The sequence below is a fragment of the Burkholderia sp. AU4i genome (genome assembly GCF_000466765.1).
GTDB lineage: Bacteria > Pseudomonadota > Gammaproteobacteria > Burkholderiales > Burkholderiaceae > Burkholderia > Burkholderia cepacia.
The window spans coordinates 32,193-56,395 of sequence record NZ_ASSI01000030.1; the positions used below are offsets into that span (position 1 = coordinate 32,193).

General features: G+C 67.6%; 18 protein-coding genes. 7 read left to right on the top strand and 11 right to left on the bottom strand.

The window, feature by feature from the left end; genetic code table 11:
* Positions 1-8 precede the first annotated feature (8 nt).
* The 3 genes from L810_RS04735 to L810_RS04745 form a co-directional block, all read right to left on the bottom strand.
* Complete coding sequence (locus tag L810_RS04735) at positions 9-2,099, bottom strand: TonB-dependent receptor (protein ID WP_021157226.1); 2,091 nt, start codon at positions 2,097-2,099, stop codon at positions 9-11.
* Between the two features lie 495 nt (positions 2,100-2,594).
* On the bottom strand, positions 2,595-3,503 hold the full coding sequence (locus tag L810_RS04740) for a SphA family protein (protein ID WP_021157228.1): 909 nt from the start codon (positions 3,501-3,503) through the stop codon (positions 2,595-2,597).
* 162 nt (positions 3,504-3,665) lie between these two features.
* Positions 3,666-4,589 carry a LysR family transcriptional regulator gene (locus L810_RS04745; RefSeq protein WP_021157229.1) on the bottom strand — a complete coding sequence of 308 codons (924 nt, stop codon included), beginning with the start codon at positions 4,587-4,589 and terminating at the stop codon, positions 3,666-3,668.
* Between the two features lie 117 nt (positions 4,590-4,706).
* On the opposite strand from L810_RS04745, the gene L810_RS04750 reads away from it, so the two are divergent.
* From L810_RS04750 to L810_RS04770, 5 genes are read left to right on the top strand one after another with little or no spacing between them, the layout of a single operon-like run.
* Positions 4,707-5,588, top strand: coding sequence for an intradiol ring-cleavage dioxygenase (locus L810_RS04750; RefSeq protein ID WP_021157230.1), 882 nt, complete (start codon positions 4,707-4,709; stop codon positions 5,586-5,588).
* Positions 5,585-5,887, top strand: coding sequence for a Dabb family protein (locus tag L810_RS04755; protein ID WP_021157231.1), 303 nt, complete (start codon positions 5,585-5,587; stop codon positions 5,885-5,887). Before L810_RS04750 ends, L810_RS04755 begins: the two co-directional genes overlap by 4 nt.
* Before the next feature lie 7 nt (positions 5,888-5,894).
* Positions 5,895-6,962, top strand: a complete 1,068-nt coding sequence (locus tag L810_RS04760; RefSeq protein ID WP_021157232.1) for a maleylacetate reductase — start codon at positions 5,895-5,897, stop codon at positions 6,960-6,962.
* A 50-nt stretch (positions 6,963-7,012) separates the two neighbouring features.
* Positions 7,013-8,680, top strand: coding sequence for a bifunctional 3-(3-hydroxy-phenyl)propionate/3-hydroxycinnamic acid hydroxylase MhpA (gene mhpA, locus L810_RS04765; RefSeq protein WP_021157233.1), 1,668 nt, complete (start codon positions 7,013-7,015; stop codon positions 8,678-8,680).
* 13 nt (positions 8,681-8,693) lie between these two features.
* Complete coding sequence (locus L810_RS04770; RefSeq protein ID WP_021157234.1) at positions 8,694-9,770, top strand: alpha/beta hydrolase family protein; 1,077 nt, start codon at positions 8,694-8,696, stop codon at positions 9,768-9,770.
* A 183-nt stretch (positions 9,771-9,953) separates the two neighbouring features.
* Here L810_RS04770 and L810_RS04780 read toward each other — a convergent pair whose 3' ends face one another.
* Positions 9,954-10,394, bottom strand: a complete 441-nt coding sequence (locus tag L810_RS04780) for a nuclear transport factor 2 family protein (RefSeq protein ID WP_021157235.1) — start codon at positions 10,392-10,394, stop codon at positions 9,954-9,956.
* A 43-nt stretch (positions 10,395-10,437) separates the two neighbouring features.
* On the bottom strand, positions 10,438-12,462 hold the full coding sequence (locus tag L810_RS04785; RefSeq protein WP_021157236.1) for an oxidoreductase: 2,025 nt from the start codon (positions 12,460-12,462) through the stop codon (positions 10,438-10,440).
* Between the two features lie 150 nt (positions 12,463-12,612).
* Here L810_RS04785 and L810_RS04790 point away from each other — a divergent pair, with 150 nt between their 5' ends.
* The gene (locus tag L810_RS04790; protein ID WP_021157238.1) at positions 12,613-13,149 is read left to right on the top strand and encodes a PadR family transcriptional regulator; all 537 of its coding nucleotides are present in this window, start codon (positions 12,613-12,615) and stop codon (positions 13,147-13,149) included.
* 101 nt (positions 13,150-13,250) lie between these two features.
* Here L810_RS04790 and L810_RS04795 read toward each other — a convergent pair whose 3' ends face one another.
* From L810_RS04795 to wecB, 6 genes are all read right to left on the bottom strand, one after another.
* A complete protein-coding gene (locus L810_RS04795) occupies positions 13,251-14,231 on the bottom strand; it encodes an NADPH:quinone oxidoreductase family protein (protein ID WP_042973230.1) in 981 nt (326 codons plus the stop codon).
* A gap of 148 nt (positions 14,232-14,379) precedes the next feature.
* Positions 14,380-16,209: an acyl-CoA dehydrogenase gene (locus tag L810_RS04800; protein WP_042973232.1), complete on the bottom strand. Its 1,830-nt coding sequence runs from the start codon at positions 16,207-16,209 to the stop codon at positions 14,380-14,382.
* 108 nt (positions 16,210-16,317) lie between these two features.
* Positions 16,318-17,085 carry a class II aldolase/adducin family protein gene (locus L810_RS04805; RefSeq protein WP_021157239.1) on the bottom strand — a complete coding sequence of 256 codons (768 nt, stop codon included), beginning with the start codon at positions 17,083-17,085 and terminating at the stop codon, positions 16,318-16,320.
* Between the two features lie 68 nt (positions 17,086-17,153).
* Positions 17,154-19,478 (bottom strand): xanthine dehydrogenase family protein molybdopterin-binding subunit, encoded by a 2,325-nt coding sequence (locus tag L810_RS04810; protein ID WP_021157240.1) that lies wholly within the window; start codon positions 19,476-19,478, stop codon positions 17,154-17,156.
* On the bottom strand, positions 19,475-19,936 hold the full coding sequence (locus tag L810_RS04815) for a (2Fe-2S)-binding protein (protein WP_021157241.1): 462 nt from the start codon (positions 19,934-19,936) through the stop codon (positions 19,475-19,477). The genes L810_RS04810 and L810_RS04815 overlap by 4 nt, the downstream gene beginning before the upstream one ends.
* A 608-nt stretch (positions 19,937-20,544) precedes the next feature.
* Complete coding sequence (gene wecB / locus L810_RS04820; protein WP_021157242.1) at positions 20,545-21,762, bottom strand: non-hydrolyzing UDP-N-acetylglucosamine 2-epimerase; 1,218 nt, start codon at positions 21,760-21,762, stop codon at positions 20,545-20,547.
* A 1,303-nt stretch (positions 21,763-23,065) separates the two neighbouring features.
* Here wecB and L810_RS04825 point away from each other — a divergent pair.
* The gene (locus tag L810_RS04825; RefSeq protein WP_021157244.1) at positions 23,066-24,160 is read left to right on the top strand and encodes a hypothetical protein; all 1,095 of its coding nucleotides are present in this window, start codon (positions 23,066-23,068) and stop codon (positions 24,158-24,160) included.
* Positions 24,161-24,203 lie beyond the last annotated feature (43 nt).

The following is a 24,203-nucleotide window of genomic DNA, read 5'->3' on the forward strand; positions in this document are numbered from 1 at the left end:
GCGCCGCACTAGAAGCGCATCGTCGCGACGAGCTCCGCCGAGCGCGACGGGCCGAGCAGCCATTGCTCGCCGCCGTTCGACGTCGTCACCGCGTACGTGCGGTTCGCGAGATTGCGCAGGTACAGCGCAAGCTCGGTGCGCGCCGTCGGCTGCCAGCGCAGCGACGCATCGAACACCGTGTACGACGGCACCTGTATGCGGTTCGCGTCGTCGCCGTACGTCGCGCCGACGTAACGCATGCCCGCATTCGCCTGCCAGCGCTCGGCAAACGCCCAGCCGAGCCACAGGTTCGCCGTCTGCTGCGGCACGTTGGCCGGCGCATTGCCGGCGCGCGACACCGTCGCGCTGCCGACCTTCTGGCTGAACTCGTCATAACGCGCGCGCAGCAGCGCGACGTTCGCGTCGACCGTCCAGCCGTGCGGCAGCCGCGCGCCGCCCGTCAGCTCGATGCCGCGCGACGATTGCCGGCCGACCTGCTGGCGCAGCGCGGGATTGAACGGATCGGTGCCGAGCAGGTTGCGCTTCGTGATGTCGTACACGGCGAAGGTCCAGTAGGCGCGGCCGTCGAGCAGCGTCTGCTTGACGCCGGCCTCCCACTGTTCGCCGGTGGCGAGCCGGTAGTTCGCCTGCGACGCGGACAGCGTCAACAGCGAGCCGAGCCCTTCCGCGCCCGTCGTGTACTGCGCATACGCGCTGAGCGTCGGCGCGACTTCGAACACGAAGCCCGTGCGCCAGCCGACGTTCGCGAAGCGCTTGTCGAAGCCGGCGCCGGTCGCGGCCTGCTCGCGGCTGAACGCGATGTGGTCGTAGCGCAGGCCGCTCACCCACGCGAGCCGCGGCAGCACGTCGAGCCGGTTCTCAGCGAACACCGCCGCCTGCCGTGCCCGCGTGCTGAACTGCGGCACCGTCGGGTCGGGGCTCGTGAACACGCCGGGATCGAAGCCGTGCGCGGGCACCGTCGATTCGCCGCCATACGGCGAATTGTTGGTACCACTGAACGTGACCTGGCTGAATTCGGTGCCGACGACGAAACGGTTCGCGCGGCCGAACAGCGTGCCGTCAAAGCGTGCGCTCAGCCGATCGCCGATCTGCCGCTGGTGATGGCCGATGTCGAGATAGTCGCCGCGCGTGACGAGACCCGTCGCGGTGTCGAGCGCATACGATTCGGCATTGCGCCAGTGACGGTTCGACGTCAGGTAGTAGAGCTGGTTGTCGATCGTCACGCCGGCCGTCGGCCGGTAGCGGGCCGACAGGCGCGTCCACTGGTCGTAGTAGGCAATCGTCGCATCGCCGACGTTGTAGTTGAGCTTGCGCAGCGACGGATCGAGCACGCCGTTCGGTGCCGGCACGCCATGGTAGGTCGCCGGCATCTGGCGGCCGTAGTCGAAGTCGAGCGTCAGCGTGAGCTTCGGGCTCACGTCGAATTTCAGCGCGCCGCCGACGGCCGTCGCATGCGTATCGGCCCGCTCGGCGAGGCCGTTCGCGCGTGCATCGCTCGCGTAGAAGCGATATGACAGCCGCGGGCCGAGCGCACCTGTCGTATCGAACGCAAAGCGCTTCGCGCCGTCGGCACCGACGCCGGCCTGCAGCGTCGTCTCGCGCGTGCGCTGCGGCCGCTTCGGCACCACGTTGACGACGCCGCCGATCGCTCCTTCGCCATACAGCACCGACGCCGGGCCGCGCAGCACCTCGATGCGCTCGACCGACCACGTGTCGAACGGAAAGGTGATCGTGCCGGCCGCCGGCATCAGCCGCACGCCGTCGAGCAGCGTCATCACGGATTCCTGCCCACTGAAACCGCGCACGCTCAAGGCAGTGCCGCCGGTACCGGGCGCCATCGCACTCGCGAACCCCGCGGTGCGCGTCACCGCGTCGAGCACCGTGCGATCGCCGCGCGCCTCGATCGTGTCGGCCGTGACCGACTCGACGCTTGCCGGCGTATCGAGACTTGCCAGCCCGAGCCGCGAGCCCGTCTCGAGCGGTCGGGTCAGCGGGTCGGCCGGTGCGGATCGCGCGCTGACGTTGATCGCCGGCAGCGCATGGCGGTCGTCGGGTGCAGGTGCGGCCGCTTCCGCGGCAAGCGCGGCGGACGTCGCCATCGCACACCCCACCCAGGTTGCGCAACCATACGCGGCACGCGAGCGCCATCCCCCGTCGTACCGGCGCGAGCCGGCGTGCAGCCGCGCGTCGCGCGCCCGCCTGTGTTTCGTCTTCGTCACTTCGTATCGGTCTTCGTGTGGTTTCGTCGCACGTGGCTTGCCCGACAGCCTCGGACAGCCGTCGATCCAAACGTCGGATGATACGTTATATCAATTTATCCCGTCAGGGTTTTGTCAGGATTCGTGGATCAGTACGCCCGGCTCGCGGCTGGGACCCGCGACGGGTCGCAGCGGCAGCATCCCTGGATAAATCGGCCGGTACTCCGGCTCACGTGGCGACGACACGACCGCGTCGGCCGCCGGGAAGGCAGTTGCCCGAGGCATGCCGGTTTCGACGCCGCGATGCGAACGCAATCGCAAAAGCGCGCCGGCCCTCGTCGACCGGCCACTCGCGCCCATGACGCACGCCGCGACCGGCCGGCGCAACGTCGCCGCCTAGATCGGAAAACTGAACTGCACCCACAGCTTGTCGCCCTGCGGCCGGTTGCGCACCGCGAACTCGTGCTGGTATTTCACGACCACGCCCGACGCCGGCCCCCACATGTAACGCAGCTGCGGGCCGAGCGCGACCGACTGCCCGCGAAAACCGTCCGACGCGACCTTGATGCCGTCCTGCGTATCGTCGGTGAACTGCTTCAGGAACGTGCCCTGCACGCCGACCTGCACGCGCCGGTCGATCGAATAGCCGACCAGGTAATCGAGCACGGCCACCGCACCCGAGTGGTACCGCGTCGCATGGTTCGGCGAATTCAGCTCCAGCAGCGTGGTCGTCGAGATCTCCCAGTCGCGACCCGGAAACCAGGTCGTGCTGACGTACGGCAGGAACGCATACGTGTTCAACCCCGTGTTCGCGATCCGGTTCGCCGCATACGCGCCGCTCGGCACCGCGAACGACGGCGAGAAGAACGCGAAGAAGGTCTTCGATGCGTTTGCGTAGTTGATCATGAACGGCTCGAGGATCACGTCACCGAGCGACGTGCGGTTTCCCGTACCGCTCGGCGTCGACAGGTGCAGGTGCACGATCGGCACGATCGCGCTGCTCGACAGCGAGAACGGCCCGAACGTCGCGCCCCAGGTGTGGACCACGCGCGGCGTTTCCGCGACGACGCTCAGGTGGAAGCCCGGCACCGCGCTGCCGCCGTCCGGCCCGGCAAACCGGTTCGATACCGAGTACAGCGCGTAGTTGAAGTACTGCGTGTTGCCGGGCGGCGGAAGCAGCCCGTTCAGCACGGTGTTGACGCCGAACGGATAGCTGATCTGCCCGTTCTCCGTGGCCGACGCCGGAACCTGCATGGCGCCGACGATCAGGAATGCCAAGGGTACCCGTCGCAAGGTGAATTTCATGTCGTCTCCAGACCGGATTGTTATCGTGTCATCGCGGGCCGGGCATCGCAGGCCCGGGGAGACGCAATGTAAAGCGCACGACAGCGGCGAAAAAGACGACCTTCAGGAGAACAGTTCTTCGTTACACGGAGAAATGCGCGGCGGTGCGGCGACGACCCGCGATCAGCGGCCGACTTCCTTCCATTTGCGCGCGAGCCCGAGGCGTTCGAAACGCTCGATCAGGAATTCGGTGAAGACACGGATCTTCGCCGGCTGGTGACGACGGCTCTGGTACGCGATGTTGACGGTGAGTGCCGGCAGTTGCCAGTCGGTGAGCACCGGCACCAGCTTCCCCGCGACGATATCCTCGTGGATGATGTAGAGCGGCTGGATCAGGATGCCGAGCCCGGCAAGCGCCGCCGCGCGGATCACCTGCCCTTCGTTCGCATCGAGCACGCTCTTGATCGTGACCGACTGCTTCTTCGCGCCGCGGCGGAAATGCAGCGCGTACGGATCGTTCGCAAGGTTGTAGACCAGCAACCGGTGGTCGCACAGCGCATCGGGTGTCGCCGGCGCGCCGTGCTTCGCCAGATACCCGGGCGACGCGGCCAGCACGCGCCGTGTCTCGGCGAGCTTGCGCACGGTGATGCCCGAATCCGCTTCATGCTCGCGCGTGCGGATCGCCACGTCGATGCCCGCCTCGATGAAATCCGGGTAGCGGTTCGCCGCGATGATCTGCACCTTCAGGTTCGGGTAGCGCCGGTGAAACTCCGGCAACGCCGGCGCGATATAGATCGACGCGAACGATACGGAAGCGGTCACGCGCAGCGTGCCGGCCGGATTGACGCTCGTTTCGTTGACGGCCGCATCGGCCTCCGACAGCTCCGTCAGGATTGCGACACAGCGCCGGTGGTATTCGTGCCCCGCGTCGGTCAGCCACAGGCGGCGCGTGGTCCGCTCGACGAGCCGCGCCCCCAGCCGCTCCTCCAGCGCATTCAGGCAGCGGCTCGCCGCCGCGCTCGACATGCCGAGCCGCTCGGCGGCCTTCGACAGGCTCCCCAGCTCGGCGACCTGCACGAAAAATTCGATCTGCGTCCACTTGTCCATGCGTTGGATTCTTCCACTTGGCGGAGAACAAAACTCCTCCAAACCATCTTTTTTACGATCCGGGGAGGAATTAATGTTACGTCAACGCGCCATCCAACGACATCAGGAGACAACCCCATGCGCAATCTCAACGAAGACACCATCACGCAGGCCGTGATCGCATCGCTCTCCGGCTGTCGCGACGAGCGGTTGCGCACGGTCATGACCAGCCTCGTCCAGCACCTGCATTCGTTTGCGCGGGAGACCCGGCTCACCGAGGCCGAATGGCAGGCCGCGATAGGCTTCCTGACCGCGGTCGGCCACATTACCGACGACAAGCGCCAGGAATTCATCCTGCTTTCCGACGTGCTCGGGCTGTCGACCCTCGTCACCGCGCAGAACCATGCGAAGCCGGCCGGCTGCACGGAGGCGACCGTATTCGGCCCGTTCTACGTCGAAGGCAGCCGCGACTTCGGGATGTTCGACGACATCGCGAACGGCGCATGCGGCGAACCCTGCTTCGTCTCCGGCCATGTGCGCAGCATCGACGGCATGCCGGTCGCGCACGCGTCGCTGGAAGTCTGGCAAGCCGATGAGGACGGGCGCTACGACGTCCAACTGCCGGCCGACGACGGTTCGGTCACGCATCGCGCGCGCGGCCGGCTGCACACCGGCGCCGACGGCCGTTACGCGTTCCGCTCGATCCTCGCCGAACCGTATCCGATTCCGCACGACGGCCCCGTCGGCGCCATGCTCGACGCGCTCGGCCGTCATCCGTGGCGCCCGGCGCACCTGCACTTCATGATCGCGGCGCGCGGTTACGAAACGCTGATCACGCACGTGTTTCGCGACGGCGATCGTTATCTCGACTCCGACGCGGTATTCGGCGTACGGTCGACGCTCGTCGCCGACTGGGTGCGGCACGCGCCCGGCATCGCGCCGGACGGTTCGCGCATGGACACGCCGTTCTACACGCTCGATTACGACTTCGTGCTCAATCCCGCCGGGCGCGGCGCATGATCCGGCACGTCGTGATGTGGAACGTCGCAGGCGAAACCGACAGCGAACGCGCGGCGGCACGCGTCAGCGTGAAGCGTGCATTCGAAAGCCTGCGCGGCCGGATTCCAGGCATGACGCACCTCGAGGTCGGCGCGGATTTCAGCGCGGCCGATTACGCGTGCGACCTGATACTCGTCGCCGAATTCGAGTCGCGCGAAGCGCTCGACGGATACACGACGCATCCCGAACACGCACGCGTACGCGACACACTGGCCGGCCTGCGCATCGCGCGCCACCAGGTCGACTACGCAATGGAGTGACGACGACATGAATTTCATTTACCACGCACGCCCCGCACGCGTGATCTTCGGCGCAGGCAGCCTCGACCATCTCGAACGCGAAGTGCTGGAACTGGGCGCGCAGCGTGCGCTCGTGCTCTGCACGCCGGAGCAGCGCGACCTCGCGCAATACATCGTCGAGCGGCTCGGCGCGCGCGCGGCCGGGTTGTACGATCGGGCGACGATGCACGTGCCGATCGAAATCGCCCGCGATGCGCAGGCGTTCGCCCGGTCGTGCGGTGCGGATTGCGCGATCGCGATCGGCGGCGGCTCGACGATCGGCCTCGGCAAGGCGATCGCGCTCGAAAGCAGCCTGCCTATCCTCGCCATCCCGACGACGTATGCGGGCAGCGAGATGACCCCGATCTACGGCCTGACGGAAGGCGGCATCAAGCGCACGGGCTCCGACGCGCGCGTCCTGCCGAAAACGGTGATCTACGATCCCGCGCTCACCGTCACGCTGCCCGTCGAGCTGTCCGTGACGAGCGGGCTCAATGCGATCGCGCACGCAGCGGAAGGTCTCTACGCGAACAACGCGAACCCGGTGATGAGCCTCGTCGCCGAGGAAGGAATCCGCGCGCTGGCGCGCGGCCTGCCCGGCGTGCGTCGCGACACCGCCGATCTCGGCGCACGCGGCGACGCGCTTTACGGCGCGTGGCTGTGCGGGATGGTGCTCGGCAACGTCGGCATGGCGCTGCACCACAAGCTCTGTCATACGCTCGGCGGCAGCTTCAACCTGCCGCACGCGCCGACCCATACGGTCGTGCTGCCGCATGCGCTCGCGTACAACGCGGCGCACGCGCCGGACGCGATGCAGCGCATCGCCCGCGCGATCGGCACGAACGACGCGGCGCGCGGCCTCTATGCACTGGCGCTCGACAACGGCGCGCCCGTCTCGTTGAAGGCGATCGGCATGCAGGAAGCCGATCTCGATCGCGCGGCCGATCTCGCGACCGCCAATCCGTACTGGAACCCTCGCCCGATCGAACGCGACGGCCTGCGCGCGCTGCTGCAGGACGCGTTCGACGGCAACCTGCCCGGCACGACCGCGCGCTGAATCGAACACACGACAATCCAACAAACGCCACAGTCATGGAGACACCCCACATGAATACCGAATCGAGCGCGCACGGCGACAGCACCGCCGAACACTGCGACGTCGCGATCGTCGGCTACGGCCCGACCGGCCTCGTCGCCGCATCGATGCTGGGCCGCGCCGGCCATCGCGTGATCGTCCTCGAACGCTGGCCGACGCCCTACGGCCTGCCGCGCCTCACGCACATCGACGGCGAAACCGCCCGCATCGTGCAGGCCAGTGCCGACGTCGATCACGCGCTGCGCAACGCGAAGGCAGTCGACACCTATCACTACTGCGACGCGAACGGCGACCTGCTGCTCGAACTGAACTGGACCGGCCGCGCATGCGGTTATCCCGCGCACATCTCGATCTACCAGCCCGACATCGAGGACGCGATCGATACACGCGCCAGCGCCTTCAGGAACGTGACGATCCTGCGCGGCTGGGAAGTCGATACGCTGCAGCAGGACGACGACGGCGTGACGCTGACCGCGCATCCGTCTCGCTGCGCCCAGGACGCGCAATGGACCGACAGGCCGCGCGTTTTTCGTGCGCGCTACGTGATCGGCGCCGACGGCGCGAACAGCCTCGTGCGCCGCACGCTCGGCATCGAACGCTCCGATTTCGGCTACAACGAACGCTGGCTCAATCTCGATTCGGAAAACAAGCGCGATCTCGGCGACGGCTGCGCGCGCACGACGATCTACTGCGATCCGGCGCGCGCGTACATGCACATGCCGATCGGCACGAAGCGCACGCGTTTCGAGCTGCGCGTGCTGCCGAACGAATCGACGGCCGAATGGGAAACGGAAGAAGCCGGCTGGAAGTGGCTCAACGACCACTACGGCTACGGCCCGGACGACCTGAAGCTGCTGCGGCACGTCGTCTACACGTTCGAGACGCGCATGGCCGAACGCTGGCGCGCCGGCCGCGTGCTGCTCGCGGGCGATGCGGCGCACACGATGATGCCGTACATGGGACAAGGCGCGTGCTCCGGCATGCGCGACGGCATCAACCTCGCGTGGAAACTCGACCTGGTGCTGACCGGGCGCGCGTCCGCCGACCTGCTCGACACCTACGAAGCCGAGCGCCGCCCGCACGTGACGGCGATCACGCAGATGTCGCTGTTTCTCGGGCAGGTCGTCAACGAGGACGATCCGCACAAGGTCGCCGAACGGGACGCGGCGTTCCGCTCCGGCAACATGCCGCCGATGCCGCCGTTCCCGAAGCTCGGCCACGGCATCGTGCACGCGCAAGCCGACGGCACGCTGCTGCCGTCGACGGGTGCACCGGCCCCGCAAGGCCGCGCGAGGCGCGGCGCGGCCGAGGGCCGTTTCGACGACGTGGTCGGCCAGGGTTTCCAGCTCGTCACGCGCGAGCACCCTGCCCGCCATCTCGACGACGCGCAACGCGCATTCCTCGCGCAGCTCGGCTGTCACGTGGCCGTGCTGGCCGACGACGTGTGCGCGCCGGATGCCGTGGTCGATCTCGACGGCGAGCAGCACGCGTTCATGCACGCGCACGGCATCGCCGCGTATATCAAGCGGCCCGATTTCATCGTGTTCGGTTCGGTGACCGACCTGCGCGATCTCGGAGCGCTCGTCGACGCGCTGCGCGACACACTGCACTGGTCCGCCGTTTCGAGCGAGCCTGCCGCGGCTTCGGCAGCTTCGGCAGCCGTCACCCACGCATCGTGAAGGAGACCGACGCATGACGACCGAACTGTCACCGTTCGCGCTGTCGCTGCAGCGCGCGATGCCCGTCACGCGCCTGCTCGATTGCGGGATGGACTACGCGGACGCAACCGCGCTGCACGCCCGCACGTCCACCGGCGAACCCTGGGACGTCGCGGCCGAAGCGCTGGCCGACGCGCAGCTCGCGCGCGCCGCGCAGGCGGCGGATGCCGGCCACCGGGTCACGGCCGCCGACGCGCAGGCGATGGCCATCGCGAACCTGCTGTTCGCGCAGATGGCGTTCAACCACGACGTGCCGCGCAAGCGCGCGCTCTATGCGCGGCTCGTCGACGCATCGCACGGCCTCGCGCGCTGGTCCGACAAGCGCATCGAACGTGTCGAAGCGCCGTTCGGCGATGCGCGCCTGATCGGCTGGCTGGTGCGGCCGCCGGCGGAGCACGTACGCGGCACCGTGATCGTGTTCGGCGGCCAGAGCGGCTGGGGCTTCGCGTACTGGCCGATCGCGCGCGCACTCGCGGCACGCGGCCTCGCCACGCTGCTCGCCGAGGGGCCGGGCCAGGGCGAGACGCGGCTCGAACAGCGGATCTTCGTCGACGTCGACATGAGCGCCGCCTATCGGCGCTTCGTCGATCACGTCGCCGATCATGTGCCCGGGCCGATCGGTATCTGGGGGAACAGCATCGGCGGGTTGTGGGCGGCGTCGACTGCCGCGAGTGACCGACGGATCGCGGCCTGCTGCGTGAACGGCGCGCTCGCGGCGCCGACGCTGCTGCCGTTCCGCACGTTCGTCGAGCAGGCCGCGGCGATGCTCGGCAACGACGATCCCGATGCCGTGGCGGCGAACTTCGCGCGGATGAGTTTCTCGTCCGAACGCGACCGTATCGTGTGTCCGCTGCTGGTGCTGCACGGCGGTGAAGATCCGCTGATCCGGATCGACGATCAACAGCCGTTTCTCGATGCCGCGACGTCCGGCGATGCGACGCTCAAGGTCTGGCCGGACGGCGAGCACACGATCTACAACCACGCGTCCGAGCGCACCGCGCTCGTCTGCGACTGGTTCGCCGAGCGGCTGGCGCGGGCGGCAGTGGTGTGAAGACGCATGCGGTGCCGGCCGTGCCGACGGTCGACACCGCGCGGGGCATCAGGCATGACGACGTCGCGTCGCCGCTTGCCGCGACGCCGTCGATTTCCACGTGCGTGAAGGCGTACTTCGCCATCCGTTCACGACGGCCGGCCGAACCGGGATACGCGCGCAGTTGCGCAATCATGACCCGCTTCAACTGCCAACCTTGAACGCCGGCAACTGCTGCCCGACCCGCGCGCCCATTTCCGTACCGAGCGCCTGCAGCGCATTGAACGGCCGGATCATCACTTCGAATTCCACGATCCGCCCTTCTTCGTCGAAGCGGATCATGTCGATCCCCTTCAGCGCCTTGTCGCCGACGCTCGCGCTGAATTCCAGCACCACGCTCAGGCCGTCGTCGGTGACGAACGGGCGGTAATAGACGAAATTCTCGAGGATCGTGATCACCGTGCGTAGCGCCATCAACAGCGCGGGTGCCGGCCCGTACGGCTTGAACGCCATTGGCGAACGGAACACCGCATCCGGGTGAACGATCGATTCGAGTGTACTGAAATCCTTGTTGTCGATCATCGCATGCCACGCGTCGAGCGATTTCGCGACGGCGGGATGAACTTGCAGCGGTGCGTGTGTCATCGAAGTCTCCTGACTCATCGGACGGAAAAGAAACGAATCGGCGTCAAAGCGTCGCGGCCAGCGTCGTGCCCTGGTGAATCGCACGCTTCGCATCGAGTTCGGCGGCCTCGTGTGCGCCGCCGATCAGATGCACGCGGCATCCCGCGGCCTGCAGTTGCTCCGCCAGTTCGCGCGACGGCTCCTGCCCCGCGCAGATCACCACGTTGTCGACCGGCAGCGTCTGTTCGACGCCGTCGATCGTCACGTGCAATCCTTCGTCGTCGATGCGACGGTACGTCACCGCCGTCGACATGCCGACGCCGCGCGCCTTCAGCGCCGTGCGGTGGATCCACCCGGTGGTCTTGCCGAGCCCGTCGCCGATCTTCGATGCCTTGCGCTGCAGCAGATGCACCTGCCGCGCGGCCGGCTCGGGTTGCGCACGGCCCAGCCCGCCGGCGCTCGCATACGATCGATCGACGCCCCATTCGTTGAAGAACCGGTCGGCGTCCACCTGTTCGCCGCCATCGCGATGAACCAGATATTCCGCGACGTCGAAACCGATGCCGCCGGCGCCGACGATCGCGACGCTGCGGCCCACGGCCTTGTCGTCGCGCAGCACGTCGAGATAACCGAGCGTCTTCGGATGCCCGACGCCGTCGATCGGCGGCGTGCGCGGCACGATGCCCGTCGCGATCACCACCTCGTCGAATTCGCCCTGCAGCAGCATCTCGGCGCTCGCGCGCGTATTGACGTGCAGCGTGATGCCGCGCAGCTCGATCTGCCGGCGGAAGTAACGAAGCGTTTCGTTGAACTCTTCCTTGCCGGGCACCTTCTTCGCGATGTTGAACTGGCCGCCGATCTCGGCACCCGCTTCGTACAGCGTCACCGCGTGGCCGCGCTCGGCCGCCGTGACCGCGAAACCGAGGCCCGCCGGGCCGGCACCGACCACCGCGATGCGCTTGCGCTGCCGTGCGGGGCGGATCACGAGCTCGGTTTCGTGGCAGGCGCGCGGATTCACGAGGCAGGACGTGATCCTGCCGCTGAACGTATGGTCGAGGCACGCCTGGTTGCAGCCGATGCACGTGTTGATTTCGTCCGCGCGCCCTTCCCGCGCCTTGCGCACGAATTCGGCGTCGGCGAGGAATGGCCGCGCCATCGACACCATGTCGCAATAGCCGTCGGCGAGCAGCTGTTCGGCGACTTCCGGCGTGTTGATCCGGTTGGTCGCCACGAGCGGGATGCCGACCTTGCCCATCAATTGCCGCGTGACCCATGCGTACGCGGCGCGCGGCACCTTGGTCGCGATGGTCGGTATGCGCGCCTCGTGCCAGCCGATGCCGGTATTGATGATCGTCGCGCCGGCCGCCTCGATCGCCTGCGCGAGCCGGATCACCTCGTCGAGCGTCGAGCCGCCTTCGACGAGATCGAGCATCGACAGCCGGTAGATGACGATGAAGTTCTTGCCCACCCGCTCGCGCACGCGCCGCACGATCTCGACCGCGAAACGGATGCGATTCTCGTAGGCACCGCCCCACGCGTCGTCGCGATGGTTCGTGCGCGCGGCAATGAACTCGTTGATCAGGTAACCCTCGGACCCCATGATCTCGACACCGTCGTAGCCCGCATGCTGCGCAAGCGCCGCGCATCGGACGAAATCGGCGATCGTCTCGTCGACTTCGTCGCCGCTCAGCGCATGCGGCGTGAACCGGTTGATCGGCGCTTTCAGCGCACTGGGCGCGGCGAGCGCCGGGTGATATGCGTAGCGCCCGAAGTGGAGGATCTGCAGCGCGATCCTGCCGCCCTCCGCATGCACCGCGCGCGTCACGACGCGATGGCGTTCGGCTTCCGCTTCGGTCGTCAGCATCGCGCCGCCCGGCGCCGGACGGCCGCGCTCGTTCGGCGCGAAACCACCCGTGACGATCAGGCCGGCCTCGCCTCGCGCGCGCTCCGCATAGAACGCCGCCATTCGCTCGAATCCGTGCGGCGCCTCTTCGAGGCCGACATGCATCGACCCCATCAGTACTCGGTTCCTGAGCGACGTGAAGCCCAGTTCGAGCGGGGTCGTCAAATGCGGATAGCGGGATGCCATCGGGCGTCTCCATTTTTATGCAACAAGTTGCACAGATGGTAGTTCACCGCGTTCGTTTACGCAACAAGTTGCATAAACGTGACCCGCGACTTGTACTGTGGCCCCGATATGGCAAGATGCGGTTCATTCCGCTGCCTCCGCCGATCCGACATGTCCCTGCCTCACGCACTCCTCACCGCGCTCGCCGAACGTCCCGGTTCGGGGTCCGAGCTCGCCGACCGCTTCGATCGCTCGATCGGCTATTTCTGGCAGGCCACGCACCAGCAGATCTACCGCGAACTGGGGCGCCTCGAGGAAACGGGCTGGATCGAATCGCTGCCCGCCGAATCGGGGCGCGGCCGCAAGCGCGCGTACCGGATCCTGCCGGCCGGCAAAAAGGAGCTGCGGCGCTGGATCGCCGAACCGGAAGATCCGACGCCGCTGCGCGAAGCGTTGATGGTGCGCCTGCGCGCGGAAGCGGTGCTCGGGCCGGCCGGCCTCGAGGACGAAATCAGGCGGCGCATCGCGCTTCACCAGGAAAAGCTCGATCTCTATCTGCAGATCGAGGCGCGCGATTTTTCGACGCCCGACGATTCACGCACGAAGCGCCTGCAGCATCTGGTGCTGCAGGCCGGCATTGCGAACGAGCGGTTCTGGGTCGAGTTTTCTCAGCATGCGCTCGACACGCTGCGCCTGCCGAAGGACTGAGCCGGGTGCGCGCGGCGGCCACCGGCTCGGCTGCACCGGGGGTCGCGCCGGCGCACGCGGCCGTCGTGGCGCGCATTTCGCCGCGACGCGCCATACCGTAGTCACGCGTCCGGCAGAATCACCACCTTGCCCTTCACCTGCCGGTTCGCCATCCGCGCGATCGCGTCGGTCGCGCCGGCCAGCGGCACGCGCTCGGTGATCGCGGGCCGCACCTTGCCGGCCGCGAACCATTCCGCCAGCAAGCGCATGTTCGCGACATGCTGCGCCGGGTCGCGGCGCACCGCATCGCCCCAGAACACGCCGAGGATGTCGCGCTCCTTGAGCAGCGCGAGGTTCAGCGCGATCTTCGGAATCTCGCCGGCCGCGAACCCGACGACGAGGAACCGGCCGCGCCACGCGGTCGCGCGCAGCGCCGCCTCGGTGTAGGCGCCGCCCACCGGATCGTAGACGACATCGGCGCCACGCCCGCCGGTCAGTTCGTCCACGCGGCGGCGCAGGTCTTCGGTCGCATAGTCAATCGTCTCGTCCGCGCCGGCTTCGCGGCAGAGCGCGAGCTTGTCCGCGCTCGACGCCGCCGCGATCACGCGCGCGCCGAGCGCCTTCGCGATCTCGATCGCAGCGAGCCCGACGCCACCCGCCGCGCCCAGGACGAGCAGCGTCTCGCCCGCCTGCAGTCGCGCACGCTGCTGCAACGCGTGCAGCGACGTGCCGTACGCGAGCACGAGCGCCGCGCCCTGCTCGAACGTCATCCCCGGCGGCAACGGGGCGATCTGGCGCACATCGGCCACGCACTGCTGCGCGAACCCGCCGTGCCCCGTGAACGCGACCACCGAATCGCCGGGCCGCCATGCGGTAACGCCGTCGCCGACCGCGTCGATCACGCCGGCAAACTCGGCGCCCGGCGAAAACGGCAACGCCGGCTTCACCTGATACAACCCCTGGACGATCAGCGCGTCGGGGAAATTGAGCGACGCGGCCTTCACGTTGACCCGGACCTGGCCGGCCGCCGGTTCGGGAATCGCGACGTCTTCGATGCGCAGGCTGTCGATCGGGCCAAATGCGGTACACAACAGGGCTTTCATGCGCTTCTCTCTCCTTGCGCGGCGTGGCCGCGCATCGATGCGGTTTGCGGGATACTCCCGCGCGCCCGGTTCACGACGCGTGGGCGACGGCCATCCGAACCGGCCTTCGCGATATCGTCAGCATTCCGGAATGTCGGTGCGGCTACGTTCAGAACCACGCGTCGTGCATGTCGAGCGTCGTCGTGTCGACGCTCGACAGCAGATCGAGCTGTGCGTCCACTTTCGGCAACTCCCAGCGGAAGAAGTAGCGGGCGGCCGCACGCTTGCCGTCGTGGAAATCGCCGGCTTGCCCGTGCGCGGCGAGCGTCACGTCGAGCCACAGCCACGCGACGACGAGATGGCCGAACGCTTCCAGATAGACACTCGCGTTCGCGAGCCGCGCCTGCTGATCGCCGATCGCGCCGAGCTGTCGCGTGACGTCGACCAGCCGCGACCAGCGCCGCGCCAGCGCATCGGCCTGCTCCCGCAGGCCGGCATCGAGCGCCCGCGCGCGTTCGACGCTCGTGCCGATTCTCCCGTCGAGTGCGCGCAGCAGCGCGCCATCGTCCTGCGCGACCTTGCGGCCCAGCAGGTCGAGCGCCTGGATTCCGTGCGTGCCTTCGTGTATCGGGTTGAGCCGATTGTCGCGATAGAGCCGCTCGACCGCGTAATCGCGCGTGTAGCCGTAGCCGCCGTGCACCTGGATCGCGAGGTCGTTCGCCGCGAGACACCACTGCGACGGCCAGCTTTTCGCGATCGGCGTCAGGATGTCGAGCAGCCGCCCGGCCTGGGCGCGCACGGTCGCGTCGTCGTGCGCGCGCGCTTCGTCGACCAGCTTCGCGCAGTACAGGATCAGCGCGAGACCGCCTTCGACATAGGCCTTCTGCGCGAGCAGCATGCGCCGCACGTCCGGATGCTCGACGATCGGCGCCTGCGGCGCGGCGGCATCCTTGCCCGCCGGCCCCAGCGGACGCCCTTGAGGCCGGTTCCGCGCGTAGTCGAGCGCATGCAGATAACCCGTGTAGCCGAGCGCCACCGCGCCCGCGCCGACGCCGATGCGCGCCTCGTTCATCATGTGGAACATGTACGCGAGGCCGTGGTTCGGCTGGCCGACCAGATAACCGATCGCACCCGCCCGCCCTTCCGGCCGGTAGCGCGTGCCTTCGCCGAAGTTCAGCAGGCAATTGGTGGTGCCCCGGTAGCCCATCTTGTGGTTCAGCCCGGCGAGCACCACGTCGTTGTGCTCGCCCTGCGCGGCGCCGTCGGTACCGGGCAGGTACTTGGGCACGATGAACAGCGAGATGCCGCGCGTGCCGGGCAGCAGCCGGCCGTGTTCGTCGGGGATCTTCGCAAGCACGAGGTGGACGATGTTCTCCGTCAACTCGTGTTCGCCGCCCGAGATCCACATCTTGTTGCCGGTCAGCCGGTAGCGCGGGCCGAGCGGCGAGTCGCACTCGAAATCCGCGCGCGTCGCGATGTCGGACAGCGACGACCCGGCTTGCGGCTCCGACAGGCACATGGTGCCGAAGTAGCGCCCTTCCAGCTCCGGGCGCGCGAACGCGTCGATCTGCGCGGGGGTGCCATGCGCGACGAGCAGGTTCGCGTTGGCGACGGTCAGGAACGGATAGGCGGCGGTCGCGATGTTCGCGGCCTGGAAGAACAGGAACGACGCGGCTTCGACCAGCTTCGGCAAGCGCATGCCGCCGAGCGCTTCGTCGTGGCCCGCGGCGATCAGGCCGGCGTCCGCGAAGGCGCGCACGGCCGGTTCGACGTCCGGGATCAGCGTCACGCGCTCGCCGTCGAAGTGCGGTTCCTCGCGATCGCCTCGTGCCGCATGCGGCGCGAACAGGTCTTCGGCAATCCGCTCGCTGGTATCGAGCACCGCGTCGAACGTCTCGCGACTGTGCTCCGCGTAGCGCGGCAGCGCGACGAGCGCCTCCGCATCGAGCCAGTCGTACAACAGGAACGCGAGATCGCGTCGCGACATCAACAAGCTCATCGTGCTGCCTCCCGGGGGCCGGCTTCGTCAGCCGAATGAAGGGTTCCGTGATTGCGAATGCTGGCAGGAATTTAGCACGGTCGTTCGCAAACAACAACGACGGATGCGCTAGTCCGTGTACCCCGGATTGCGCCGATCGAGCCGGCGCAGCAGCCCGGGCCAGACGAGCGCGCCGGCCCCCATGCCGCGCGTCACCGCGGCGATCTGCTGCTTGATGCCGTCGAGAATCGGCTGTGCGATCGGCAGCAGCGCGGTGCCGCCGGCCTGCGCGCGCACCTGGATCATGCAGGCCGCTTCGAAGAAGTACATCGCGACGAACGCGTCTGCCGGCGTCGCCCCGACGGTCAGCAGGCCGTGGTTGCGCAGCATCAGGTTCGTGTGGGCGCCGAGGTCGCGCACGAGGCGCGCCTTTTCGCCTTCGTTGAGCGCAATGCCCTCGTAGTCGTGATAGCCGAGCGACGCCAGCACGCCGAGCGACTGCTGCGACAGCGGCAGCAACCCGCCCTCCTGTGCCGACACGGCGACGCCGTTGACCGAATGCGTATGCATCACGCACAGCGCGTCGTCGCGGGCCGCGTGCACCGCGCTGTGGATGGTGAAGCCGGCCGGGTTGATCTCGTACGGCGATTCGGACACCTTGCGTCCTTCGAGATCCACCTTCACCAGCGACGATGCCGTGATCTCGTCGAACATCATGCCGTACGGGTTGATCAGGAAATGATGCTCCGGGCCGGGGACGCGCGCGGAAATATGGGTGAACACGAGATCGTCCCAGCCGAACAGCGCGGTGAGGCGGTAAGCCGCCGCCAGGTTGACTCGCGCGTCCCATTCGGTCGGGGAAACTGCCTGCTTCACGCTGATATCGGATGAGGCCACGTCGACACTCCTTGTTCAAGGATGGATGCGTACCGGGCCGCACGATACGGCCCGGCCCGGGGATTGCGTCACCCCGCGCGGGGCTTCGCAAGCTGATCGGCAACCGGCAGGCTGCGGATGCGCGTGCCGGTCGCCGCGAAGATCGCATTGGTCAGCGCGGGCGCGACGGGCGGCAGGCCCGGCTCGCCCACGCCGCCGAGCGGTGTCGCGAAATCGTCGGGCGCGACGAGATGCACGCGGATTTCACGCGGCGCCTCGTTCATTCTCAGCACCTGGAAACCGTTGAAGTTGCTCTGCTCCGGATGGCCGTCCTTGAACGTGATCTCGCCGTGCAGCGCGATGCCGAGCCCCATCACCACTGCCCCCTCGAGCTGCGAGCGTACGCGCTCCGGATTGACCTGCGGCCCGCAGTCGATCGCGATGTCGACCCGCGGCACCGTGATCTTGCCGTCGGCATCGACCTGCACCTCGCACACCGCCGCCGTGTACGACACGAAGCTGCGGTGCGCGGCGATCCCGAGCCCGTGCCCCTTCGGCAGCCTGCGCCCCCAGCCCGCCTCGCGCGCGACCGTCTCGACCACGCGCCGCAGCCGCCCTGTGTCGACCGGATACAGCGCCGGATCCTCGCCGTAGTTCACGTTCTTCACCGTGATGTGCGGCTCGAAACGCCGCGCGGGCCCGATCAGTTCGAGCAGGAAATCCTTCGGGTCGCGACCGGCCGCGTGCGCCAGCTCCGACACGAAACTCTGGATTCCGAACGCATGCGGGATGTTGTAGACCGAGCGGAACCAGCCGATCCGCGTGTGCGCCTGCGAGGCCGGATTCTCGATCCGCACGTTCGGGATCGCGAACGGCAGGTCCGCGATCCCCTGCGCCAGCTCGCCCGGCTGCTCGTGCACGACGCCGGCCCTAAAGGTCGACTGGATCGACGGCGCAACCGTGCGATGCTGCCACGCGACCACTTTCCCCGACGCATCGATCCCGCCGTCGAACGCTTCGAGCGACACGGCATGGAAGTAGTCGTGCGCAAGGTCGTCCTCGCGCGTGAACGTCAGCTTGACCGGCGCACCAACCGCCTTCGACAGCAGCGCCGCCTCCACCACGTAGTCGGGCTTCGACTTGCGGCCGAAACCGCCGCCGAGCAGCGTCACGTTGACCGTCACGCGCTCGCCCGGCAACCCGAGCGCCTTCGCGACCTCGTCGCGCGTGGTCTGCGGCGCCTGCGTACAGGTCCACACTTCGCATCGGCCGTCCGCCACGCGCGCGACGGCCGCGGGCGGCTCCATCGTCGCGTGTGCGAGATGCGGGATGTAGTAGGTCGCACGCACGCGTTTCGCGGCGCCGGCCAGCGCCGCCGCCGCGTCGCCGTCGTTGCGGATCACGTCGCCCGGTTGCGCCGCAGCCGCTTCCAGCGTCTTCCGGTACGCGGCCGAATCGTAGTTCGCATTGGGCCCGTGCTTCCAGTCGATCTTCAGTTGCGCGCGTGCCTGGATCGCCGTCCACGTGTCGCGCGCGACGACGGCCACGCCGCCGAGCGGCTGGAAGCCGGACGGCAGCGGCGTCGACGCGAGCAGCACGACCTTGACGACACCCGGCAGATTCTCCGCCGCCGACGCGTCGAACGACGCCATCGTGTCCCCGTAGGCCGGCGGGCGCGCGACGACCGCGTACAGCATGCCGTCGAGCCGCGTGTCGATCCCGTAGTGCGCGCGGCCGGCGACGATGTCGCATCCGTCGATCAACGCCGTTTCGCCCTTGCCGATATAGCGGAATTCGGCTGGCGCTTTCAGCGGCACCGTCGCCGTATCGGGTGCCGGCAACGCGGCCGCTTTCGCCGCCAGTTCGCCGAAGCCGAGCTTGCGTCCGCTCTTCATGTCGACGACCTCATGCACGGTTGCCTTGACCTGCCGCGCATCGACGCCCCACGCCGCGGCGGCAGCCTGTTCGAGCATCGTGCGCGCCGCCGCGCCCGCGCGGCGCAACGCGGCGAAGCTCTGGCGCAGGCTGCGCGAGCCGTCGGTGTTCTGGTTGCCGTAGCGCGGCTCGTCGCCGACGGCCTGTGCGACCTTCACGCGCGCCCAGTCCGCGCCCAGTTCGTCCGCCACCACGAGCGCGACGCTCGTGCGCACACCCTGCCCCATCTCGGAGCGGATGCAGGTCACCGTGACCGTGCCGTCGGGTGCAATCGCGACGAACAGGTGCGGATCGTCGCGCAACCCGTGCGGCATTCCCGCGCCGCCATATCGCGGATCTGCACTGACGGGCGGCTGGTTCGGCACGGCCGCGCGCACGAGCGACGGCACGCCGAACACGAGCAGCAACCCGCCGGACGCAAAGCCGAGCAGCAGCGCGCGACGGCTTTCGTTACGGACGGAGAGTTCGGGCGCGCTCATGCGGCACCTCCGCGGCGCACGGCCAGGCGGATCGCCGCGCGTATGCGCGTGTAGGTGCCGCAGCGACAGATGTTGCCGGACATCGCATCGTCGATGTCGGCGTCGGTCGGATGGGGATTCGTCTTCAGCAACGACGCGGCCTGCATGATCTGCCCGGACTGGCAGTAGCCGCACTGCGCGACGTTCAGTTCCTGCCACGCCTGCTGCAGCGGATGGGTCAGATCGGTCGACAGGCCCTCGATCGTCGTCACGCGCTTGCCGGAAGCGGCCGCGACCGGGGTGATGCACGACCGGATCGCGACGCCGTCGACGTGCACGGTGCACGCGCCGCACAGTGCCATCCCGCAGCCGAACTTGGTGCCGGTGTGGCCGAGAACATCGCGCAGATACCAGAGCAACGGCATGTCGGGATTGCCGTCGAAGTGCTGCTCGCTACCGTTGACGGTCAGCGTGATCATCGTTCACCTCCTGGTTGCGATGCCCGCTTCGGGCAGGCATCGGGTGGGGATTCGAACGGCGCGGCGCACATTCCGAACAACCAGGCAGGGCGCCGTGTCGTGGGCCGTGTTGCCTGCAGGCACGGCCCGGCGGATGCTGCAAACGATGCTGCGGCCCGGTTGCCTGCGCAACGTGGCAACGAATTCCCGGCCGCTCGCTCGTCCGCATGGATCGCCGATCCGCATTATCGAACCATTTCGGATTTGCCGTCGGATCGCGGGGATTCGGGCGTTTCAGGTAATCGGAGCGGGAAATTTGCCCGGAGATGGCGGGTCGCGACCGGTCACGCTTGCCGGAGAGGCGGGCGGGTGATTCTCAGGTATCGATGTTTCGATGCGCGGCCGCAGGCGGTTCGCTCCCGTTCTTGCGCAGCGACTGTCCACGTTCGCCGGGCGCTTCGGTACGACGGTAGCAAAAACCGGACGACCAGACCCGCCCTGTGCAATCAGCGGGCCGAGAAACCGGAAATGATCGAGCGCGCAAACGCAAACGTCCGGCCGGCCTCCCGGCCGGACCGGATCGTCCCGCGATTGCAACGCGTGGTTCGAACGCTAGCGCGCCGCGATGCTCACCGCGACCTCAACGCCTGCAACCCCAGCGTGAGCGCGTTGAACGGCATTTCCGCCGCCCCCATCGAAAAACTCGTCGCTTTCGTGGGTACGCCCGAATTCCGCATCAGCGCGTGAACGATCCGCTCGCTCGCATGGCCGTCGCCGTACGGATTGCTCGCGCGCGCCATCTCCCCGTAAGCGCTCTCGCTGTCGAACAGACGCGACGCTTCGTACACGATCCGCTCCTGATCGGTACCGACGAGCCGCGCGGTACCGGCCTGGATCGCCTCGGGCCGCTCCGTCGTCTCGCGCGTGACGAGCACCGGCTTGCCCAACGCGGGCCCTTCTTCCTGAATGCCACCCGAATCGGTGATGATGAAATGCGCGCGCGACATCAGGAATACGAACGAAAGATATTCCTGCGGCTCGATCAGGTAGATGTTCGGCATGTGACCGAGCCGGGCGCGCGCCGGCTCCCGCACGTTCGGATTCATATGCAGCGGATAGACGAACTGCGCGTCGGGATAGCGCTTCGCGAGCGTGCACAGCGCCTCGCAGAAATTCTGGAACGGCTCGCCGAAACTTTCGCGTCGATGGCCCGTGATCAGCACCACGCGCCGCGACGGCTCGAGAAAAGGAAACTGTCCGGCGACCTTCTCCGTCAGCGCCGTCGTGCAGTCCAGCATGCGCTTGACCTCGTGCAGCGCATCGATCACGGTATTGCCGGTCAGCACGACCGCCCCGCCCGGCACGCCCTCGCTGAGCAGGTTGTCGCGTGCCTGCCCGGTCGGCGCGAAATGCCACGACGATACGGCGTCGGTCACGCGGCGGTTCAACTCCTCCGGCCACGGCGACCAGATGTCGCCGCTACGCAGGCCGGCCTCCACATGCCCGACCGGCAAATAACGGTAGAACGCCGCCAGACTGACCGCGAGCGTGGTCGTCGTATCGCCGTGCACCAGCACGACGTCCGGGCGCAACTCGTCGAAGACGACGCCGATTGCCTGCAGAATGCCGGTCGTCACGTCGGTCAGCGTCTGGCTTTGCCGCATCACGTTGAGATCGTAGTCGGGCTTGATGTCGAACAGCGTCAGCACCTGATCGAGCATTTCGCGGTGCTGCGCGGTCACGCATACCCTGGCGTCGACACCGGCCTGTGCTTTTAATTCACGCACCAGCGGTGCCATCTTGATGGCCTCCGGCCGAGTCCCGAACACAAGCAAAATCTTTTTCATCGTTATCCTCGTTGACCCATATCGCGCTGAATGACCCTGCTCGTGGCGCGAAGCATGTATTCAGACGGCACCTTCCGTACTCGCACGCGATCGACACGCTGCAGTGTCGCGGAGCGAGCGCGCCGCCCTGTCCACGTGGTCTGCGCCACGCGAATCGTCGTACTACCGGCGTCTCGTTGCACTTGATCAGTCACGTCATGAGTCGTTCCTCGCTTGGCCAGGCGTCACGTCCGTTCGTCACGTCCCCTCCACTACAGCAATATTCAAACCAGTCGTACTGCGGCCGTGTCCGGTTCGCACCGCATGCACCGCGCACACGCGACGCACGATGAAATGTTTCACAACTGCTACGTGTGTCGCACCGCCGGTCGAGCGCGATACAGGCAAAAATCCGGGCAGTTTCATCGCCCCTTCAGCGTCGTCGTCCGACGAATCACGGACGCGTGTCGCACGTTCGTTTCGCATCGGATCTCGCGGATCTGTCGAAGCGCGTTGCGCTTACTCGATCCGCCACTTTTGTCTGTGCAGCGGGCGGCGCAATCGGCCGCTCGTCCGCGCTCCCGCACGAGGGATTTAACCGACATGCAACGTCCTTCACGTCGCACGAATCGATGCATGCGAAATGTTGCGAATGTGTAACGCTGATCCGAAACGGGGCGGATACATCGATGCGCGGTCCATGCAGCGCATGCGCCTGCATGAGTCGCATCGGCACCCCGGCCGATGCGCACACAACGAACGACACGGCGCGCATCGCCGCGCACAGTCACGCTGCCAGCGCGGCACACGTTCGACAGACAATTCGCTGGACGCATCGCATGTGCGCGCTGCAATCCCGGTCGCACGCGGGCTGATTCTTCGATGAATCAAAATCCGCCGCCGCCGTCCGCGCCACGCCCCCGGCCTTCGTGCCTGCCCCTTGCTGCGCGCGGCATCGCGGCCGATGGCTCACGCCTTGCTTAATGACAGTCAGGTGTACCTCGAAACACGCGCCGGACAGCGGACGAACGGGGACGCCCAAGCAACGAAGCCGGGAGGAAACGCGGCACGTCCGCCGGGAGCGAAAGACCAGCGCTCCCGCGCACCGCACGTGCCGACGTGTCCCGTTGCAATGCGCGATCCGCGAGCCAGGTTCAGGCTCCGATGCAGGGAACTGCCTCGTGGACGCACATCCCGGTATGAGCCTCGGGTTCACCCGCATCACCGTGAACCGAGCCGCAACATCGACACGCTTGCCGGGCGCGACGCGGCCAACGCCGCGCCCGGCGACGATTGCACAGGACCCCGCGCAGGAGCCCAGCACATGAAACGGCCCGCGCTTTCCCCGACCGCACGCTCGCACGTCGCGGCCACCATCGCGCTGTGCCGCCTGTGGCACGTCGCCTGCTGTCTCGCCGCGTGCGGCTTCGCACTGCACGCGAGCGCCGCCGAACTCCGGCTCGAAGGGCTGTACCAGCGCACCGACGGTGCGATCACCGTGCGCCTGAACGGCGTCGGCATCGATCCGTATTTCGCGGCAAAAGCGCTGCTCGCCGCGTCCGACGCGCAACTCGACGCCCGTCAGGCCGCACTCGCGTGGATCGCATGGTTGCTGCCGCGCCAGCGCCCGGATGGCGGCTTCGATCGCTACTGCGTGAAGGACGGCCGCTACCGCTCATGTGCCGAAGCGGAAACCGACGACGCGATGATGGCGACCTGGATCGAATTGCTCGCCCGCTTCGCGCCGCCCGGCGGCTTGCCCACCGCGTGGGAACTCAGCCTGAACCGCGCCGCCATGCATCTGGAGACGCTGCTCGACAAGCCCTCCGGCGTGTATCAGATCTCGTCTTCGCTGCACGTCGCGCTGCTGATGGACAACGTCGAGGTACACAGCGCGTTCCAGGCACTCGAGGCGTACTACGTCCGGCGCGCCGACTACACGCATGCGGGCCCGTGGAGCCTGCGCGCCGACCAGCTTGCCTCCGCGATCCTGAAGGTGTTCTGGCGCGGCACGGCATCCGGTTTTCGCGCCAGCACGCAGCAGGTCAGCGATGCGAGTTTTTATCCGGCGAAGATCGCGCAGATCCTCCCGCTCCTGTCCGGTATTCAGGTTCCCGAACAATCCGGCGAGGCGATCTATGCACGGTGGATTCGGAAGTACGGCAAGAGCTGGCAGCAACTTGCCAACACCGACTACCCGTGGAGCCTGATCGCGCTGGTCGCGGTCAAGATGAACGATTGGAGCACGGTTGCCTGCTGGCAAGCGCGATCGGGGCCATACCGGCACGGCGCGCACTGGAACGTACTGGAGGAGTCGCTTTATCTGGCATTCGAAAGCCGGATGGCCGATCCCGTCATACCCGCTCGATGCGGGCTCACGACGGCGGCGGCAACGGCAACGGCAACCGCATCGCGCTGACGCAACGGCGCGTGCGGTCCATGATGACTAAACGGGAAGGAGA

Coding starts and splice junctions, on each gene's coding strand:
- L810_RS04815 (WP_021157241.1), bottom strand. CDS start 19,936: ATGATCACGCTGACCGTCAACGGTAGCGAGCAGCACTTCGACGGCAAT.
- L810_RS04770 (WP_021157234.1), top strand. CDS start 8,694: ATGACGACCGAACTGTCACCGTTCGCGCTGTCGCTGCAGCGCGCGATG.
- L810_RS04795 (WP_042973230.1), bottom strand. CDS start 14,231: ATGAAAGCCCTGTTGTGTACCGCATTTGGCCCGATCGACAGCCTGCGC.
- L810_RS04740 (WP_021157228.1), bottom strand. CDS start 3,503: ATGAAATTCACCTTGCGACGGGTACCCTTGGCATTCCTGATCGTCGGC.
- L810_RS04790 (WP_021157238.1), top strand. CDS start 12,613: ATGTCCCTGCCTCACGCACTCCTCACCGCGCTCGCCGAACGTCCCGGT.
- wecB (WP_021157242.1), bottom strand. CDS start 21,762: ATGAAAAAGATTTTGCTTGTGTTCGGGACTCGGCCGGAGGCCATCAAG.
- L810_RS04745 (WP_021157229.1), bottom strand. CDS start 4,589: ATGGACAAGTGGACGCAGATCGAATTTTTCGTGCAGGTCGCCGAGCTG.
- L810_RS04735 (WP_021157226.1), bottom strand. CDS start 2,099: ATGGCGACGTCCGCCGCGCTTGCCGCGGAAGCGGCCGCACCTGCACCC.
- L810_RS04760 (WP_021157232.1), top strand. CDS start 5,895: ATGAATTTCATTTACCACGCACGCCCCGCACGCGTGATCTTCGGCGCA.
- L810_RS04780 (WP_021157235.1), bottom strand. CDS start 10,394: ATGACACACGCACCGCTGCAAGTTCATCCCGCCGTCGCGAAATCGCTC.
- L810_RS04755 (WP_021157231.1), top strand. CDS start 5,585: ATGATCCGGCACGTCGTGATGTGGAACGTCGCAGGCGAAACCGACAGC.
- L810_RS04785 (WP_021157236.1), bottom strand. CDS start 12,462: ATGGCATCCCGCTATCCGCATTTGACGACCCCGCTCGAACTGGGCTTC.
- L810_RS04800 (WP_042973232.1), bottom strand. CDS start 16,209: ATGAGCTTGTTGATGTCGCGACGCGATCTCGCGTTCCTGTTGTACGAC.
- mhpA (WP_021157233.1), top strand. CDS start 7,013: ATGAATACCGAATCGAGCGCGCACGGCGACAGCACCGCCGAACACTGC.
- L810_RS04750 (WP_021157230.1), top strand. CDS start 4,707: ATGCGCAATCTCAACGAAGACACCATCACGCAGGCCGTGATCGCATCG.
- L810_RS04810 (WP_021157240.1), bottom strand. CDS start 19,478: ATGAGCGCGCCCGAACTCTCCGTCCGTAACGAAAGCCGTCGCGCGCTG.
- L810_RS04825 (WP_021157244.1), top strand. CDS start 23,066: ATGAAACGGCCCGCGCTTTCCCCGACCGCACGCTCGCACGTCGCGGCC.